The following is a 16,741-nucleotide window of genomic DNA, read 5'->3' as shown; positions in this document are numbered from 1 at the left end:
CCGATGACAGCGCCTGCCCAACGCCGTTCGTTCGTGGTTCTGCTGGTCCTGGTGGCAGCCGTGGCTGCCGCCCTCGCCTGGTGGGTGGCCTCGAGCCGCCACCGTGATGCCGTCGCCCAGACGGAAACGGCCCAGCTTGACGAAGCGCAGCTGACCAAGGCCCTGGCCGATGCCGGCATCGACGGCAAGGAACGCCAGGCGCTCGAAGGGCTGGTGCGCCAGACCTTGCTCGATCATCCCGAAATCCTCAGCGATGCCGCCGCCAGGCTGGAAGCGCGCGAGGCATCGAGCCGCGTGGCGCCCTTGCGCGGCGCGCTGGAAACGCCATTTCCCGGCGCCGTGCTCGGCAACCCGCAGGGCCGCGTGACGCTGGTGGAATTCACCGACTTTGCCTGCACTTATTGCCGCGGCAGCGTGGCTGACGTGGAAGCGCTGGTGGCCGCCAATCCCGATCTCAAGGTGGTGGTGCGCGAGTTGCCGATCATCTCGGCGCAGAGCGTTCCGGCCGCGCGCATGGGCCTGGCTGCCGCCGCGCAGGGCAAATATCCGCAGTTCCACAAGGCGATGTTCAGCGGCGAGCGGCCCAGCCCGGAAAGCATCACCGCAGCCGCCGGCAAGGCCGGGCTCGATACCACGGCAGCGACTGCCTTTGCCGCGCAGCCCGGCACGATGAAGGAACTGCAGCGCAATCTCGATCTCGCGCGCCAGCTGGGCGTGAGCGGCACGCCCGCCTGGGTGGCCGGTGACCAGTTGCTGAGCGGCGCGGTGGGCAAAGAACGGCTGCAACAGGCGATCGACGCCGCGCGCAGCGGCGACAAGGCGCAAGGCGCATGATCGGGTGGCGCCAGGCAGCCGGCCTGGTGCCGCTGCTGCTTGCCATCGCCACGGCACAGCCCGCGCTGGCCCAACCCACTATGGCCAAGCCTGCTCCCCTGCAGCCGGTTGACGAGATCCAGCGCAATGACGTGACGGTGCAGAGCATCGGCTGGAAGCTCGCTCGCGCCAATGCGCTCTATTGCGCGCGCGTGGCGCCGGGCATCGGCGTGATGCTGCAGGATGTGCGCACGTTCGATGATCCGGCGCTGGCGCGGCAGGTCTATGGCCTCGCCGGCGATATTGGCGTGGGCGCGATGGCAAGCGATGGCCCGGCAGCGCGCGCGGGCCTGCCACTCAATGCCACGGTGGAGAGTGTCGATGCGCTGGCGGTATCGAGCCTGCCGGTGCCACGCCAAGGCAAGTGGGACCGGCTGTTTGCAGTGCAGGATGCGCTTGAACGCGATGCCGCGCGCGATGGCCGGGTCACGCTCGGCCTCGCCGGCGGGCAACGCCTGACGATTGCCGGCGAGCCAGTGTGCCAGGTGCGCTTCCTGATGGATGACAGCAAGGGCAATGCCGGCGCCAACCGCGACACGGTGCGCATCGGCCGGCCGATGGCCGAAGTGGCCAAATGGGACGAGGCAGAGATCGCCGCACTCACCGCGCACGAGCTGGCCCATGCCGTGCTCGATCATCAGACCTGGCTGGAACATGGCGGCAGCGCCCGCAAGACCGAGCGCGAGGCCGATCGCCTGTCGGTGTGGCTGCTGCAGAACGCCGGCTATGATCCGGCCGCCGCCATGGCATGGATGCGGCGCATCGGCCCGCGCTATGAAATCCTGTTCTTCGCCTCACCCGATCATGGCAGCTGGCGCACCCGCGTGCGCACCATGGCGGCAGAGATCGCGACGATGCAGGCCGCCACCCACCATGGCGTCAAGGCCGATTGGCCACGCCTGTTCCGCCGCGAGGATGGCGCCCCGCCAATGCCGCAACCGGCCGGTGTTGTGGACAAGGCACCCATGGCGCCCGGCGCGCCAAGGCGCTAGAACGCGATGGTCATGGCCATGCTGCCGCTTCGCCCCACGCCGTTCTTCGGCAACAAGAACCGCGCCTTCTGGCGGCTCCAGTTCGTTGGCTGGGGCGGCGCCATGTTGCTGCGCGCCATGTCCAGCCTGGCCAATGCCCAGCCCTGGTCGTTCCTGCTGATCGTGCTGATCGCCTCGATCACTGGCTTTTCGATCTCGTCGATCCTCTCGGTGATCTATCGCGCGTTGATCAACCGGCGCCCGATCATCACCTGGGGTGCCACCGCGCTGGTCCTGGCCGTGGCCGTGGGGCTCTATGCCTTCATCGATGCCTGGGTAATCAGCCTCTACCGCCCGGGCAGCGACGCCGGCTTTGCCCAGCTGTTCCTGGGCGTGTTCTATATCGACCTGACGCTGCTGGGGGCTTGGTCGGCGCTCTATTACGCGATCAACTTCTATATCCAGGTGGAAGAGCAGAACGACCAGCTACTCTATCTCGAGGCGCAGGCGACATCGGCCCAGCTGGCCATGCTGCGCTACCAGCTTAACCCGCATTTCCTGTTCAACACGCTCAATTCGATTTCCACGCTGGTACTGCTGAAGCAGACCGAGCCGGCCAATGCAATGCTGACCCGGCTTTCTGCCTTCCTGCGCTATACCCTGATCAACGAGCCAACCGGCCGGGTGACGGTGGCGCAGGAAGTGGAGACGCTCAAGCTCTACCTCGATATCGAGTTGATGCGCTTTGAAGAGCGGCTACGGACCGAGTTTCGCATCGATGACGCTGCGCGGTCGGCGCTGATGCCCTCGCTGCTGCTTCAGCCACTGGTGGAAAACGCCATCAAGTATGCGGTCAGCGCGCTGGAAGACGGCGCCCAGATCACCATCGCGGCGCAACTCGTCGGCCCCATGCTGCGGGTCACCGTGTCGGACACCGGGCCGGGCTTGCCAGCAGGCACCGATCCATCAACGCTGTTCGGTGTGCAAACCGACTCTGCCGATAGCCCATCCGCGCCGGGATACCCGGTTTCCACGGGCGTAGGCCTGCCCAACATTCGTGATCGCCTGGCGCAGGCCTATGGCAGCCAGCAGCGCTTCGAGGTGGGCAACCGCCCCGAAGGTGGCTTTGCCGTAACCATCGAACTGCCGTTCGAAGCGAAGGAGGAGCCCGCCACGCTCGCCCAACCGGGCAACCGGCTGGCACGGGCATGACGACGCAGGTGGGCATGCCTCGGGAACTTTTCGGGCTTGTCGCATTTGTCACGCGGGGGCAGAAAAACCACAACAGGGCAGACGCTCCAGGCAAAGGTAGCAAATGACCATCCGCACGATCCTCGTCGACGACGAGAAACTCGCCATCCAGGGCCTCCAGCTGCGTCTCCAGGCCTTCCCCGATGTCGAGGTGATCGACACCTGTTCCAACGGACGCGAGGCGATCCGCAAGATCAAGACCGAAAAGCCCGACCTGGTCTTTCTCGATATCCAGATGCCCGGCTTTGACGGGTTCAGCGTGGTCAAGGGCGTGATGGAAATCGATCCGCCGCTCTTCGTCTTCGTCACCGCCTATTCCGAACACGCGCTCAAGGCGTTCGAGGCCAATGCCGTGGACTACCTGCTCAAGCCGGTGGAGGAAGACCGCCTGGCCGATGCGCTTGACCGGGCGCGCACGCGCATGGCCGAAAAGCGCGGGCTGGAGGAAGTGGAAAAGCTCAAGAACGTGCTGGCCGAAGTGGCGCCCGACGCCATGCCCGAACTGGAAGACGATGGCGAAGTGGCTGCGGGCCGCTTTGAAAAGCTGATCAACATCAAGGATCGCGGCCAGATTTTCCGCGTCGATGTCGACACGATCGAGCGCATCGAGGCCGCCGGCGACTATATGTGCATCTATACCGGCGACAATTCGCTGATCCTGCGCGAAACGATGAAGGATCTCGAACGCCGGCTCGACCCGCGGGTGTTCCAGCGTGTCCACCGCTCCAAGATCGTCAACCTCGATCAGGTGCGCCAGGTGCGCCCGCATACCAATGGCGAATGCTTCCTGGTGCTGGAATCTGGCGCCGAGGTGAAGGTGAGCCGGTCCTATCGCGACGTGGTGGCCCGCTTCGTCCACTGACGGCAATGCCGGGCTGTGCCAAGCGCCAGCCCGGCACCGTCCCGCAGGCCCGATCGGCCAATTCCGATTGGCACCTCCGCGCCCAGTCGGTAAAGCCGCGCCATGACCGATTTTGCCATTCCGGGTTTCGACCTCACCGCCTTTGTCCGCGCCACGCTTGAGGAAGATCTGGGCCTGGGGCTGCCGGGCGGTGGTCATGATGTCACCAGCGAAAGCGTGATCCCGGCCGAGGCGCGCTTTGCCGGGGTGATGGACAGCCGCGATGCCATCACGGTGTGCGGACTGCCGATTGCGGCCGCGTTCTTCCGCGCGCTCGATCCATCGGTCGATATTACCATCCTGGTGGACGAAGGCGCCCGCGTGGAACCGGGCACGGCGCTGATGTGCCTCGCCGGCAATGCCCGCGCCATGCTGACGGCGGAACGCTCTGCGCTCAATACCGTGCAGCACCTTTCTGGGGTGGCCACGCTGACGCGGCAGTATGTCGATGCCATGGGGCAGACGCGGGCGCGCCTGCTCGATACGCGCAAGACCATCCCCGGCTTTCGCCACCTGGAAAAATATGCCGTGCGCACCGGCGGCGGGCACAACCACCGCATGGGCCTGTGGGATGCGGCGATGATCAAGGACAACCATGTGCTGGTGGCCGGCGGCGTGGCCGAAGCGGTGCGCCGCGCCCTGGCCGCCGGGGTGGCCGACGTGATCTGCGAGGTCGATCATCTCGACCAGATCGAACCGGCGCTGGCGGCGGGGGCGACGCGCCTGCTGCTCGACAACATGGGGCCAGACATGCTGCGCCAGGCCGTGGCGCTGGTCGCCGGTCGCGTGCCGACCGAAGCCTCTGGCGGGGTGCGGCTCGACACCATCGCCGCGATCGCCGCATCGGGGGTGGATTACGTTTCGGTCGGCCGGCTGACGCAAAGCGCCCCGGCGGCCGATATCGGCCTCGATTTCTCGCCGCTGTAACGCCAAGGTGATGCCGATGAAGCCCCTGCTTGCTGCTCTTGCCCTGCCGCTGGCTGCCCTGGCGCTGCCCGTTGCTGCCCTGGCGGCCGAAGCGCCGGCCTGCCGCCTGCCACCGCGCATCGATCCCGAACCGCTGCCCGCCCCCGATGGGCCGCGCCGCACCGGGCCGATGACCGGCACGACGCTGGCGCTGTCATGGTCGCCGCAGTTCTGCCGCAACCACACGGGTGACGCCATCGGCGGCACGCAGTGCGATGGCAGCCTGGGTCATTTCGGCTTTGTGCTGCACGGGTTGTGGGCCGATGGCCTGCCCGGGCAGTGGCCGCAGTGGTGCCCCGCCACGGTGCCCAGCGCCGAAACCCTGCGCCGCGCCATGTGCATGACGCCCTCGGCCCGCCTGCTCGCCCACGAATGGGCCAAGCATGGCGCCTGCATGGCCCCCACGCCAGAGGCTTATTTTGCGCAAGGGGCGCGGCGCATGGCCGCGCTGCACCTGCCCGACATGGACAGCCTGGCCCGCCGCCGCGTGCTGACTGCGGGTGACCTGCGCCGCGCGTTCATCAGCCGCAACCCCCGCCTCACCCCGCAGTCGATCCGCATCAGCGCCAGCCCCGGCGGATGGCTGCAGGAAGTGCAGCTCTGTGCCGACCAGGCCGATCGGCCCAAGACCTGCGATGGCCTGGGCCTGGATGATGGCAGCCTGTTGCGGATCTGGCAGCGCAAGCGCTGAATGCGGGGCGGCGGCGGCCTATCCGTTGCCCCCACCCCGCTCCAGCAGCACCAGCGGCACGTCGCGGGCGCCATCGGCGTGTTCGGCATAGCGGGTAAAGCCCAGGCGTGCCGCCAGCGCGAGCGAGGCCGCGTTGTCCCCATCGATCATGCAGGCCACGCGGCGCGGGCCCTGTGGCGTGGCATGCGCGGCATCGAACCAGTCGAGCACGGCCGTCATCGCCTCGCGCGCCAGGCCCTGGCCCCAGCAGGATGGGGCAAATATCCAGCCGGCTTCGGGCACATCGTCCAGCCCCTGGCCAAAGCCGCGCCAGGAATGGAACACGCCGGCAATGCCGATCACGGCATCATCATCGCGGCGGCGGCAGGTGAAGATGCCATAGCCGTAGAGCGCCCATGAGCCGGCGTTGCGCAGCAGGCGCTGGAATTCCTCGGTCACGCTGGTGGGGCGGTTGCCAAGGTGCCGACGCACGTCCTCAGGGGCAAGCAGATCGACCAGCCCGGCATGATCGCGCGGGTGAGGATGCCACAGCGCGAGACGCTCGGTCACAAGGGCGGGCTGCAAGGCAGATTGCTGGGCGGGCGCGGAGACGGTCACAGGTTCCATTCCCGAAACCTGCCCGATTTCCGCGGCGATGCAAGCCGATCAGCTTTCGAAAAAGCGCCAGGGCCCGGCGGGAATGCCAGCCAGCAGCCAGTGCAACGCCGTGATCAGCCCCCACAGGATCAACGCCCCGCCCCAGGCCCAGCCGAGCTGGCCCAGGTTGCGCAGATCGGGCCAGAACGGCGAGCGGCGCGACCAGATTCGCCATTCCTTGTCATAGAGCGCCTGGAACTTGGCATCCTGGGTGCGTGCACCGCCCACCGCCATCAGTGCCAGGCCGCCGTTGAGCAGCAGCGAACGCAGGCTGGGCGCCACGATCAGATGCGAAATGCCCCACAGCGCGATGGCAAACATCATCGGGTGGCGGGTGACGCGGAACACGCCCTGGGGCAGCGCGGTGGACAGCCCGTTCATGTTGCGGGGGGCCAGCGCCGGATTGCGCGCGAACGAGGCCAGCAACAGCGCCATGGCGGTAAAGCTGAGCAGCGAGCCAGCCAGCCAGGGCAGGACAGCATAGCCATTCCACAGCATCGGCCCATCGGGCGCGCGATCGTGCATGATCAAGACAAGGATCAGCGCGACCAAGGCGATGATGGAATAGACCGCAAGAAAGCCATTCAGCCCCAGCGCCTTGACGGCGGGTTTGCGCAAGGGATGCGAGAGTACCCAGTGGGAACCGGCAAAGAACAGCATCGCCAGGGCCAGGGGTAGATGTGATTCGATCAAGACATGCTCCGTACCCGCTGCATTGCAGCGCTCCCACGCCACTGCAAGCTAGCCTAACAATTGTTTACCATGCTCGCTTAGGCGAGCATAGACGCGTGGCATCCCCCAAGCATGTCTCATTGCCGAACAAATTGATCCGAAGTGGCGCCAGGACGGCGCCACGCCGAACTACCGCACCCCGTGCATCAATTTGCGCAAAACCCCCGAAAGCAGCAGAAGAACGACCCCAATCCCCACCGCGAACCAGCCGATCACATTGAAAACGCTGGTATAGGTGTCAAGACTCAGCTTGAGGTTGGTAACCTCTCCCCCCACGGTTTCCACACTTGCAACCTGCGCAACGATTCCGCCGACATATTGTGCCATGGCAATCGACAAATACCACACGCCCATCATCAGGCCGACGATGCGGGCCAGCGACAGCTTGGTGATCATGCTCATGCCGACAGGCGAGATGCACAGTTCCGCGACCGAGTGGATCAGGTAGAGGCCAGCCAGCCACCACACCGAAACCTTGAAGTCGGGGCCGGCAAAGCGGGTGCCCCAGACCAGGAACAGGAAGCCGGCGCCCACGCCCGCCAGGGCCACGCCGAACTTGACCGGGATCGAGGGTTCCAGCCCGCGCGCGGCCAGCTTGCCCCACAGGATGGTCAGCAACGGCGCCAGGGTGACGATGAACAGCGCGTTGAAGAACTGCGTCTGCCCGGCCGAAATGCTGAACAGGCCAAACACCGAAAGATCCGTGTTGCGATCGGCGAACAGCGTGAGCGAGGAACCGGCCTGCTCAAACAGCGTCCAGAACACGGTGTTGAACGTGGTCAGCACCATGGCCGCCACCATCATCTCGAATTCGACCCGGTTGCCGGTGCGCCAGGCATAGACCAGGATCGCGGGTACGCCGATCAGGAAACTGGCGAAGAGGATCTTGCCCAGCAGCGGCAGCGCCAGCACATAGGCCAGCAGGCTGGATCCGGCGGCAACCGGCTTGGCATCGAGCAGGTTCTGGAACAGCAGGATAACCGCGCCCACGGCGACCAGGCCGCCGACATAGATGAACGGGGTCAGGTCACGGCCGCGCTGGACCGGTGGCTCGCCGTAACCGGCCAGGCGCCCGCCATCGAACTGGATGAGCATCCAGGCAACCGCCATGCCGATCGCGGCCAACAGGAAGCCGGCCCACCACCCCACGGAATCGGCCAGCCAGGGGCAGAGGATCTGCGAGAACAGCGACCCCAGGTTGATGCCCATGTAGAAGATGGTGAAGCCGGCATCGCGGCGGCGGTCACCCGGGGCGTAGAGTTCGCCCACCACGGTCGCGAGGTTGGGCTTGAAGAACCCGTTGCCCACCGCCACCAGCGACAGGCCGAGCAGCATCAGCAGCACGTAGAACGACGAGCGCGTGCCGCCGGTGGCGAACTGGTCACCCGGCACGGTGCGGGCGACGTGGCCATCGGGCGCGAGCAGCGCCACGCTGCCATCGGCATTGCCCTTGATCAGCAGCTTGCTGCCATCCATGAACACATAGCGCTTTTCCAGGCCCGTGGCGGTAGGACGATCGACGGTGTTCTCAGCCACCACGTCATAGCGCTGGCCAGCGATTTCGGCATGAGGCTTGGCGGTTTCCCCGCCAAAGCACAGCACGAAATAGCCCAGCGACATCATGATCGCGCCGTATTTGACCGAGCGCTTGGAGCCGAGCACGCGATCGGCGATCAGCCCGCCCACCAGCGGGGTGAGATAGACCAGCGCGGCAAAGCCGCCGTAAAGCCCGTTGGTAGTGCTGTCGCTGAACAGGAAGTGCTTGGTGAGGTAGAGCGTGAGCAGCGCCCGCATGCCGTAGAAGCCGAAGCGCTCCCACATTTCGGTGGTGAACAGCCGCGCCAACTGGCGGGGATGGCCGAACCACCCGGTGTCACCATGGGCACTGGTGGACGACGGGGATGAAGGGGGCGTGTTCGCCTCGGTCATGGATGGATGCGCTCCGTGAAAAGCTGCCGGCGGGCGGGGCCGATGAATAGGCAGGGCCGATGGATATGCGACGATCGACGGTTCTGGTGGACGGCTCTTGTCGAGGGAAAAGCAGTCCGGTTGCGGCGGAAACTACCCGGATTGCGCGGTTTGGAAAGGCGCAATTTGCAACCGCGCGCCGCTTTGCAACGAACATGCGCGACAGCGGCAAGCGACTGAATATTCCTTTCTGGAAGCCAAGCCCCACCGAAACAAACCATCGCGGCATGCGTTTTTCGCCACTGACCGCGCCGGTCCAGCCCCACACCGGAGAGAATTTCACCTGGTGGCCGAAAATTGCGCGGTTTTCGGCAAATTTCCCTGCATTTTTTGAACGTTCGATAAGTTGAACACTCGTCCGACATCTGGCACAGTGCAATTTGCGCCGTGACGGGGGTCAATCGGCGCACAAGGGACTTCATACGATGCCGGGGGGCATCGCGGAGGGGGAGTGACATGATACGTTCCGAACTGCTGCAAGCTTTGGCCAAGGACAGCCCGGGCCTTCGCGCCGAAGAGATCGAGCGCGTGGTTGACGTGTTCTTCGACGAAATCGCCGGGCGCCTCGCCGATGGTGGCCGGGTGGAACTGCGCGGCTTTGGCGCCTTTTCCACGCGCGAACGCGATGCGCGCAAGGGCCGCAACCCGCGCACCGGCGAATCCGTCGACGTGCCGGGCAAGCGCGTGCCCTATTTCAAGCCGGGCAAGGAAATGCGCATCCGGCTCAACGCCGAGTGATCCTGCGCGGCTGATACGGTTTGGCGCCGGCGCGGCCCCGCCAAGGGCCACCACGGCGCCAGGGACGCTGCTGCCAAGGGGCACGGTAGCAGCGTTACAGGGGGGGCAGGCAGCGTTTTTGCACGAGACAATGGCGCTGCCTGCCATTCATATCCCGCCAACGCACCACAGCCGGCGCGACCAGGCGACAAGTCCCAAATCTACCAAGTCTAACAGGCAGTCAGGCTCGCGTCCGGCATAGGGACAGCGGGCCTTTTTTGCAGGGGTGCCGCGCCGCCCCCTTGGCGCGCGGCGGCCACCTGCCTATAGCCGCACAAGCCGTGCGGGCGTGGCGAAATTGGTTAGACGCAACGGACTTAAAATCCGTCGGGCTTTGCCCATGCCGGTTCAAGTCCGGCCGCCCGCACCACCATCACCTTCATGCGACAGTGGCACGCCGGCCGGCTTGAGGATCAGGCGCGCGCTTCCTGAACCCCGGCGCTGTTGTGACGCAGCGCCTTGAGCACGGTATCGACGATATGCGGAGCATTGAGCCCGGCCGCGTCATACTGCTTTTCGGGCGCGTCGTGATCCTGGAACACATCGGGCAGGCGCATGGTGCGAATCTTGAGGCCGCTGTCGGTCAGCCCTTCGTCGCTTGCCATGGTCAGCACATGGGCGCCTAGGCCGCCAATCGCGCCTTCCTCGATCGTCACCACCACTTCGTGCGTGGCGATAAGGCGGCGGATCAGCGCATCGTCCAGCGGCTTGACGAAGCGCAGGTCGGCCACCGTGGTGGACAGCCCGCGTGCATCGAGCTGATCTGCGGCCTTGAGCGCTTCGGCCAGGCGCGTGCCGAGCGAGAGGATCGCCACCTTGCTGCCCTCGCGCACGACGCGGCCCTTGCCGATTTCCAGCCGCTCGGGAACGGTGGGCAGCGGCACACCCACGCCATTGCCGCGCGGATAGCGGAAAGCGATCGGGCCGCTGTCATGACAGGCGGCGGTGTGCACCATGTGAACCAGTTCCGCCTCGTCGGCGGCGGCCATCACCACCATGTTGGGCAGGCTGGCCAGATAGGTCACATCGAACGAGCCGGCATGCGTGGCGCCATCGGCGCCGACCAGCCCGGCGCGGTCGATGGCAAAGCGCACCGGCAGGTTCTGGATCGCCACATCGTGCACGACCTGGTCATAGGCGCGCTGCAGGAACGTGGAATAGATCGCGCAGAACGGCCGCATGCCCTGCGCCGCAAGGCCGGCGGCAAACGTCACGGCATGCTGCTCGGCAATGCCGACGTCGAACAGGCGATCGGGAAAGGCCTTGGCAAACTTGTCGAGCCCGGTGCCCGACGGCATTGCCGCGGTGATCGCGCAGACCGTGGGATCGGCCTTGGCCTCGGCCATCAGGGCCTGGGCAAAGACATTGGTGTAGCTGGGCGGGCCACCCGCACTTTTCATCTGTTCGCCGGTGATCACGTCGAACTTCTGCACGCCGTGATACTTGTCGGCCGCTGCCTCGGCCGGGGCATAACCCTTGCCCTTTTGCGTGACGACGTGGACCAGGCACGGCCCTTCGGCCGCATCGCGCACGTTTTCCAGAACCGGGATCAACTGGTCGAGGTTGTGCCCGTCGATCGGCCCGACATAGTAAAAGCCCAGTTCCTCGAACAGGGTGCCGCCCATGGCCATGCCGCGGGCAAATTCGTCGGTCTTCTTGGCCGCATGGTGCAGCGGGCGGGGCAGCTTGCGCGACAGGCGCTTGGCCAGTTCGCGCAGTTCCAGGAACGGGCGCGACGATACCAGCCGCGCGAGGTAGCCCGAGAGGCCGCCGACGGGCGGGGCGATCGACATATCGTTGTCGTTGAGGATCACGATCAGGCGGTTGCCGGCGGCTTCGGCGTTGTTCATCGCCTCGTAGGCCATGCCCGCGCTCATCGCGCCATCACCGATCACCGCGATCGCCTTGCCCGGCTTGCCGGCCAGCTTGTTGGCCACGGCAAAGCCCAGCGCTGCCGAGATCGAGGTCGAGCTGTGCGCGGTACCGAACGGATCGTATTCGCTTTCGCTGCGCTTGGTGAAACCGGAAAGGCCACCGCCCTGGCGCAGGGTGCGGATACGGCTGCGCCGCCCGGTGAGGATCTTGTGCGGATAGGCCTGGTGGCCCACATCCCACACCAGCCGGTCATCGGGGGTGTTGAACACGTAATGGATCGCGGTGGTCAATTCCACCACGCCCAGGCCGGAGCCAAGGTGCCCGCCGGTCTGCCCCACGGCCGAGATCATCTCGGCGCGCAGTTCATCGGCCAGTTGGCGCAATTGACCAGGCGCCAGGCGGCGCAGGTCGGCGGGGGTATCGACGGTGTCGAGCAAAGGCGTGGCCGGGATTTCGGTCATTATCGCGCCTTACACCCCTTGCCGCGCGCTGTCGAGAAAACCCCTATGGTTCGCACCAAGGGGCGTGGAAACAGCAGCTTGGGCCTTGTCGCTGGCCCTCACAACGCCATGTCGAGCGCGTGGAGGGCAAGGCCCACCAGCCCGCCCACCAGCGTGCCGTTGATGCGGATGAACTGCAGATCTCGGCCCACGGCGCCCTCGATCCGCGCGGTCACGGTGCGGGCATCCCAGCGGCGGATGGTTTCCGACACCAGCCGCACGATCTGGCTGCCATAGCGGCTGGCCACGCCCACCAGCGTGCGCCGGGCAAAGCGGTTGACCAGCAGCGCCAGTTGCCGATCGGTTTGCAGGGCGCGGCCCAGGTCTGCCAGGGCCACGCCGATCTGGCCCGACAGCGCGCCATTGCCACCGCCGCGCACCGCCGCCAGCAAGCCGCCGCGCGCGCGCTCCCACAGCGCGTCGAGCCAGTCGGTGAACGCGGGGTTGGCCAGCACTTCGGCCTTCATGCCTTCGACGCGGGCGCGCATCGCGGGGTCTTCGACGAGGTCGTGGGCAAGCTGTTCCAGCCCTTCTACGATCTTCATACGCAACGGGTGATCGGGATGCACTACGGCTTCGGCGAGCAGCTTGTAGATGCCATCGAGAATGGTGTTGGCCAGCCGTTCGTCCAGCTTGACCAGCCGCACCAGGGCATTGGCGCGATCGTGGATCAGGGTGCGCAGCAGCGCCTCGTTGGCTTCCAGGGTCTGCGCCGTCTTGGCCAGCAGCGCCTCGATCAGCGGCAGGTGGCGCCCGTCGGCGATCATCGCCTGCAACATCTGGCCCAGAAGCGGCGCCAGGTCGATCCGGTCTATCTGCTGGCGCAAGGCCTGCTTGGCCATGCCGCCGAGCTTTTCGCGATCGAGCGATTCCAGGATATCGGCCGCCAGGCTGGCGGCACCGGCGGCCAGGCGCCCCTGCTCCCCGCCCTGGCGTGGTGCCGCCAGGAAGGAACCGGCCGCCCCGGCCACGTCCAGCCCGGCCATGCGCCGCGCCACCACCTGGGGGGTGAGGAAATTGGACTGGAGGAAGCCGGCCAGGGAATCGGCGATGCGATCCTTGTTTTCCGGGATGATCGCGGTGTGCGGGATCGGCAGGCCCAGGGGATGGCGGAACAACGCGGTGACGGCAAACCAGTCGGCCAGGCCGCCAACCATCGCCGCCTCGGCAAAGGCGCGCAGATAGCCCCAGCCCGGCGCGGCGCCCGGCGCGGCCAGCATGGTGCGCGCCAGAGCAAACAGCCCGGCCATCACCACCAGCAGGCCGGTGGCGACAAGGCGCGTGGTGCGCGCCCGGTCAACGGGCTGGATCAGGGGCCTTGCAGCGCGGGCCAGACGGCGGGGAGTGATGGTCACTCCGCCGGGAATGCCTCATGCGCGGTGTGGTTCCCGGTTGCAGGGCCGGTGGCAGGGCCGCGCGGGTCCGTTGCGCCAGGCGCCGCAGGACGCGGCTGGGCGGCCAGGAACACGCGGGCAAGCCAAGGTCCCAGCCGCTTTTCAAAGCCGTCAGCCAGGCTGAAACCGGCCGGCACGATCAGCAGCGTGAGCAGGGTGGAGAGCGTGAGGCCGCCGATCACCACCGTGCCCATTGGCGCGCGCCAGCCCGCGTCACCGCCCACCGAAATGGCCGTGGGCACCATGCCGGCGATCATCGCCACGGTGGTCATGATGATCGGCTGCGCGCGCTTGTGCCCGGCCTCGGTAATCGCCTCCAGCTTGCCCTTGCCGGTCGACATTTCCTCGATCGCGAAGTCGATCAGCAGGATCGAGTTCTTGGCGACGATGCCGAACAGCATCAGCACGCCGATGAACACCGGCAGGCTCAGTGCCTGGCCAACCAGGCCCAGCAGCATCAGCCCACCCAGCGGCGCCAGGAACAGCGAGCCCATGTTGACCAGCGGCGAGACAAAGCGGTGATAGAGCAGCACCAGCACCGAGAACACCAGCAGCACGCCAGTGGCGAGCGCGATGAAGAAGTTGGTGAGCATTTCCTGCTGCCAGCGGTCTTCCCCGGCCGGGGCGTTGGACACGCCGGTGGGCAGGTTCTGCATGATTGGCAGCTTGGCAATGGCATCCATCGCCGTGCCCTTGACCACGCCGGGCGGCAGATCGGCGCCCACAAAGATGCGGTGGTTCTGGTTGTAGCGCTGGATCGTCGTCGGGCCCGAGCCAAAGCCGATGCTGGCAACGCGCGCCAGCGGCACCGAGGTGCCCATCGCGGTCTGCACCGGCAGGTTTTCGATGGTCGACAGATCGCGGCGGGAATCGAGCGGCAACTTGACCCGGATCGGTACCTGGCGATCGGACAGCGAGAACTTGGCGCTGTTCATGTCGATTTCGCCCTGGGTGGCGATGCGGATCGTCTGGCTGAGCGCCTGGGTCGTCACGCCGAGCGAGGCGGCCAGATCAAGATGCGGGGTGATGACGATTTCGGGGCGGCGCAAATCGGCGCTGATGCGCGGCGCCACCAGTTGCTTGAGCCCGCTCATCTGCTGCACCAGGGTTTGCGCGGTGCGCTGCAGGAGATCGGGATCGGAGCCCGAGAGCATCACGCTGATCGGCCGGCCCGAGCCGCCACCGCCGCCGCCATTCTGGCTTTGGAACGTGACGCGGGCATCGGCGATCTGCTGCAGGCGCGGGGTCAGTTCGCGCTGGAACTGCAGGCTGGTGCGCGGGCGGTCCTTGCGCAGCGTCATGATGATGCGCCCGCTGCCCTCGGTGATCCGCTCCAGCGCCACTTCGATCTCGGGCTCGTTGCGGATCAGGTTGTACACCTCATCCACCTTGGCGGCCGTCTGGTCGATCGTGGTGCCGGGCACCATTTCCACGTTGATCTGCGAGAAATCGCTATCGGTATCGGGGAAGAACTGCGTGGGAATGACCACGAACATAGCGCCCGTCAGCACCAGCGCGCCAAGGCCAATGCCCATCATCCACAGGCGGTGATCGCGCAGCCGCGCCCGCACGCGGCGGCGCGGATGCAGCGCGCGATAGGCCGCCGCGCGCGTGGTATCGAGCGACCAGCGCAGCACCGCCATATAGCGGTCCATCCACGGGCCTTCGCCATGGGGAATGTCGCGCTGGTCACGCTTGAGGAAATAGGCGGCGACCATCGGCGTGATCATGCGCGCCACCAGCAGCGAGAACAGCACCGCCACCACCACGGTCAGGCCAAAGTTCTTGAAGAACTGGCCCGAGATGCCCGGCATCAGGCCCACGGGAAGGAACACCGCCACGATCGAGAAGGTGGTCGCCACCACCGCCAAGCCGATTTCGTCGGCGGCGTCGATCGCGGCCTGGAACGGCGTCTTGCCCATGCGGATATGCCGCACGATATTCTCGATTTCCACGATCGCATCGTCCACCAGCACGCCCGCCACCAGGCCCAGCGCAAGCAGCGACATGGTGTTGAGCGTAAAGCCCATGAGATGCATCACGGCGAACGTGGGAATGGCCGAGAGCGGAATGGCGATGGCCGACACGAACGTGGCCCGCCAATCGCGCAGGAAGAAGAACACCACGATCACCGCCAGCACCGCGCCTTCGACCATCGAGGACATCGAGGTGTGGTACTGCTGCTTGGTGTAGTTCACGCTGGTGAACAGCTGGGTGAAGCGGATCTTGTGGCCCTGCTCGGCCGAGATCTTGGCCAGTTCCTTGACCGTATCGTCATAGACGCTGACATCGGATTCGCCGCGGGCGCGGGCGATGCTGAACGTGACGACCGGCTTGCCGTTGAACTTGGCGATCGAGGTGATTTCGCTGAAGCTGTCGCGCACGTCGGCGACATCGGACAGGCGGATCACCCGGCCGGCTGCCACGGAAATCTGCGTCTGCCCCAGATCGAAGGCGGACCGCGCGTTGCCGAGCACGCGCACCGACTGGCGCGCACCGGCCACTTCGGCCTTGCCGCCCGCGGCGTTGAGATTGACCTGGCGCAGCGCATTGTTGACCTGCATCGCGGTCACGCCGAACGACTTCATGCGCATGGGATCGAGCGTCACGGCGATTTCACGGGTCACGCCGCCGGCGCGGTGGACCTCGGCCATGCCAGGCACCGCCAGCAGGCGCTTGGCCACGGTATCGTCGACGAACCACGACAGTTGCTCGATTGTCATGTCGTCGGCCGAAACCGCCCAATAGGCGATGGGATCGGACGAGGTTTCGGCCTTGAATACCTGCGGTTCCAGGATGCCGTCGGGCAGGTCGCCACGCACCTGGTCCACCGCGTTCTTCACTTCGGCCACCGCGCCATAGATGTCGGTGCCGATCTTGAACTGCACCATCGTCTGGCTGGAGCCTTCCGACGCGGTGGAGGTGATCGTGTCGACCCCGGCGATAGTGCGCACGGCGCTTTCCACCCGCTGCGTGATCTGGGTCTCGATTTCGGTCGGCGCGGCGCCGGGCTGGCTGATCTGCACGATCACCAGCGGAAACTCGATATCGGGCTGGTCCTGCACCTTCATCAGCATGAATGAGACCAGGCCCGCCAGGGTCAGCCCCAGGAACAGGACGATGGGAACGACCGGGTTGCGGATGGACCAGGCCGAGAGATTGCGAAAGTTCATGGCCGTTTCCCTGGTCCGATCACGGGTGGTCGA

Annotated in this window: 14 protein-coding genes and 1 tRNA gene; 9 read left to right on the top strand and 6 right to left on the bottom strand. The window is 66.2% G+C overall.

Annotated elements, in window-relative coordinates; translation table 11 throughout:
• The first annotated feature begins 3 nt into the window (after positions 1 to 3).
• From ABIC78_RS01400 to ABIC78_RS01375, 6 genes are all read left to right on the top strand, one after another.
• A complete protein-coding gene (locus ABIC78_RS01400; RefSeq protein WP_354487392.1) occupies positions 4 to 834 on the top strand; it encodes a DsbA family protein in 831 nt (276 codons plus the stop codon).
• Positions 831 to 1,865 carry a M48 family metalloprotease gene (locus ABIC78_RS01395; RefSeq protein WP_107716441.1) on the top strand — a complete coding sequence of 345 codons (1,035 nt, stop codon included), beginning with the start codon at positions 831 to 833 and terminating at the stop codon, positions 1,863 to 1,865. Before ABIC78_RS01400 ends, ABIC78_RS01395 begins: the two co-directional genes overlap by 4 nt.
• A gap of 12 nt (positions 1,866 to 1,877) precedes the next feature.
• Positions 1,878 to 3,056 carry a sensor histidine kinase gene (locus tag ABIC78_RS01390; protein WP_043609233.1) on the top strand — a complete coding sequence of 393 codons (1,179 nt, stop codon included), beginning with the start codon at positions 1,878 to 1,880 and terminating at the stop codon, positions 3,054 to 3,056.
• Between the two features lie 103 nt (positions 3,057 to 3,159).
• Entirely contained in the window at positions 3,160 to 3,957 is a 798-nt protein-coding gene (locus tag ABIC78_RS01385) for a LytR/AlgR family response regulator transcription factor (RefSeq protein WP_054131754.1), read from the top strand.
• Positions 3,958 to 4,059: 102 nt separating this feature from the next.
• Entirely contained in the window at positions 4,060 to 4,923 is an 864-nt protein-coding gene (nadC, locus tag ABIC78_RS01380; RefSeq protein ID WP_354487389.1) for a carboxylating nicotinate-nucleotide diphosphorylase, read from the top strand.
• A gap of 16 nt (positions 4,924 to 4,939) precedes the next feature.
• Positions 4,940 to 5,653 carry a ribonuclease T2 family protein gene (locus ABIC78_RS01375; RefSeq protein ID WP_169041558.1) on the top strand — a complete coding sequence of 238 codons (714 nt, stop codon included), beginning with the start codon at positions 4,940 to 4,942 and terminating at the stop codon, positions 5,651 to 5,653.
• Between the two features lie 18 nt (positions 5,654 to 5,671).
• On the opposite strand, the gene ABIC78_RS01370 is transcribed toward ABIC78_RS01375, so the two are convergent.
• From ABIC78_RS01370 to ABIC78_RS01360, 3 genes are all read right to left on the bottom strand, one after another.
• The gene (locus tag ABIC78_RS01370) at positions 5,672 to 6,217 is read right to left on the bottom strand and encodes a GNAT family N-acetyltransferase (RefSeq protein ID WP_255478278.1); all 546 of its coding nucleotides are present in this window, start codon (positions 6,215 to 6,217) and stop codon (positions 5,672 to 5,674) included.
• Between the two features lie 81 nt (positions 6,218 to 6,298).
• On the bottom strand, positions 6,299 to 6,982 hold the full coding sequence (locus ABIC78_RS01365; protein ID WP_309804806.1) for an NnrU family protein: 684 nt from the start codon (positions 6,980 to 6,982) through the stop codon (positions 6,299 to 6,301).
• Between the two features lie 168 nt (positions 6,983 to 7,150).
• On the bottom strand, positions 7,151 to 8,950 hold the full coding sequence (locus ABIC78_RS01360) for a peptide MFS transporter (RefSeq protein ID WP_354487386.1): 1,800 nt from the start codon (positions 8,948 to 8,950) through the stop codon (positions 7,151 to 7,153).
• A 59-nt stretch (positions 8,951 to 9,009) separates the two neighbouring features.
• Between ABIC78_RS01360 and ABIC78_RS01355 the strand changes: the two genes are divergently transcribed.
• The 3 genes from ABIC78_RS01355 to ABIC78_RS01345 all read left to right on the top strand — a co-directional run bounded on the left by ABIC78_RS01355 (position 9,010) and on the right by ABIC78_RS01345 (position 10,136).
• Complete coding sequence (locus tag ABIC78_RS01355) at positions 9,010 to 9,339, top strand: hypothetical protein (RefSeq protein ID WP_156306535.1); 330 nt, start codon at positions 9,010 to 9,012, stop codon at positions 9,337 to 9,339.
• 106 nt (positions 9,340 to 9,445) lie between these two features.
• On the top strand, positions 9,446 to 9,727 hold the full coding sequence (locus ABIC78_RS01350; protein WP_022677879.1) for an integration host factor subunit beta: 282 nt from the start codon (positions 9,446 to 9,448) through the stop codon (positions 9,725 to 9,727).
• A gap of 322 nt (positions 9,728 to 10,049) precedes the next feature.
• Positions 10,050 to 10,136 (top strand) — tRNA-Leu (locus ABIC78_RS01345).
• Positions 10,137 to 10,179: 43 nt separating this feature from the next.
• On the opposite strand, the gene dxs is transcribed toward ABIC78_RS01345, so the two are convergent.
• From dxs to ABIC78_RS01330, 3 genes are all read right to left on the bottom strand, one after another.
• A complete protein-coding gene (dxs, locus tag ABIC78_RS01340; RefSeq protein WP_354487383.1) occupies positions 10,180 to 12,102 on the bottom strand; it encodes a 1-deoxy-D-xylulose-5-phosphate synthase in 1,923 nt (640 codons plus the stop codon).
• Positions 12,103 to 12,200: 98 nt separating this feature from the next.
• On the bottom strand, positions 12,201 to 13,391 hold the full coding sequence (locus ABIC78_RS01335) for a DUF445 domain-containing protein (RefSeq protein ID WP_169041654.1): 1,191 nt from the start codon (positions 13,389 to 13,391) through the stop codon (positions 12,201 to 12,203).
• 101 nt (positions 13,392 to 13,492) lie between these two features.
• Entirely contained in the window at positions 13,493 to 16,708 is a 3,216-nt protein-coding gene (locus ABIC78_RS01330) for an efflux RND transporter permease subunit (RefSeq protein ID WP_354487382.1), read from the bottom strand.
• Positions 16,709 to 16,741 lie beyond the last annotated feature (33 nt).

The organism is Novosphingobium sp. 1529 (assembly GCF_040544855.1).
In the GTDB taxonomy this organism is placed as follows: Bacteria; Pseudomonadota; Alphaproteobacteria; order Sphingomonadales; family Sphingomonadaceae; genus Novosphingobium; species Novosphingobium capsulatum.
This window is presented reverse-complemented; position numbering and strand designations above follow the sequence as displayed.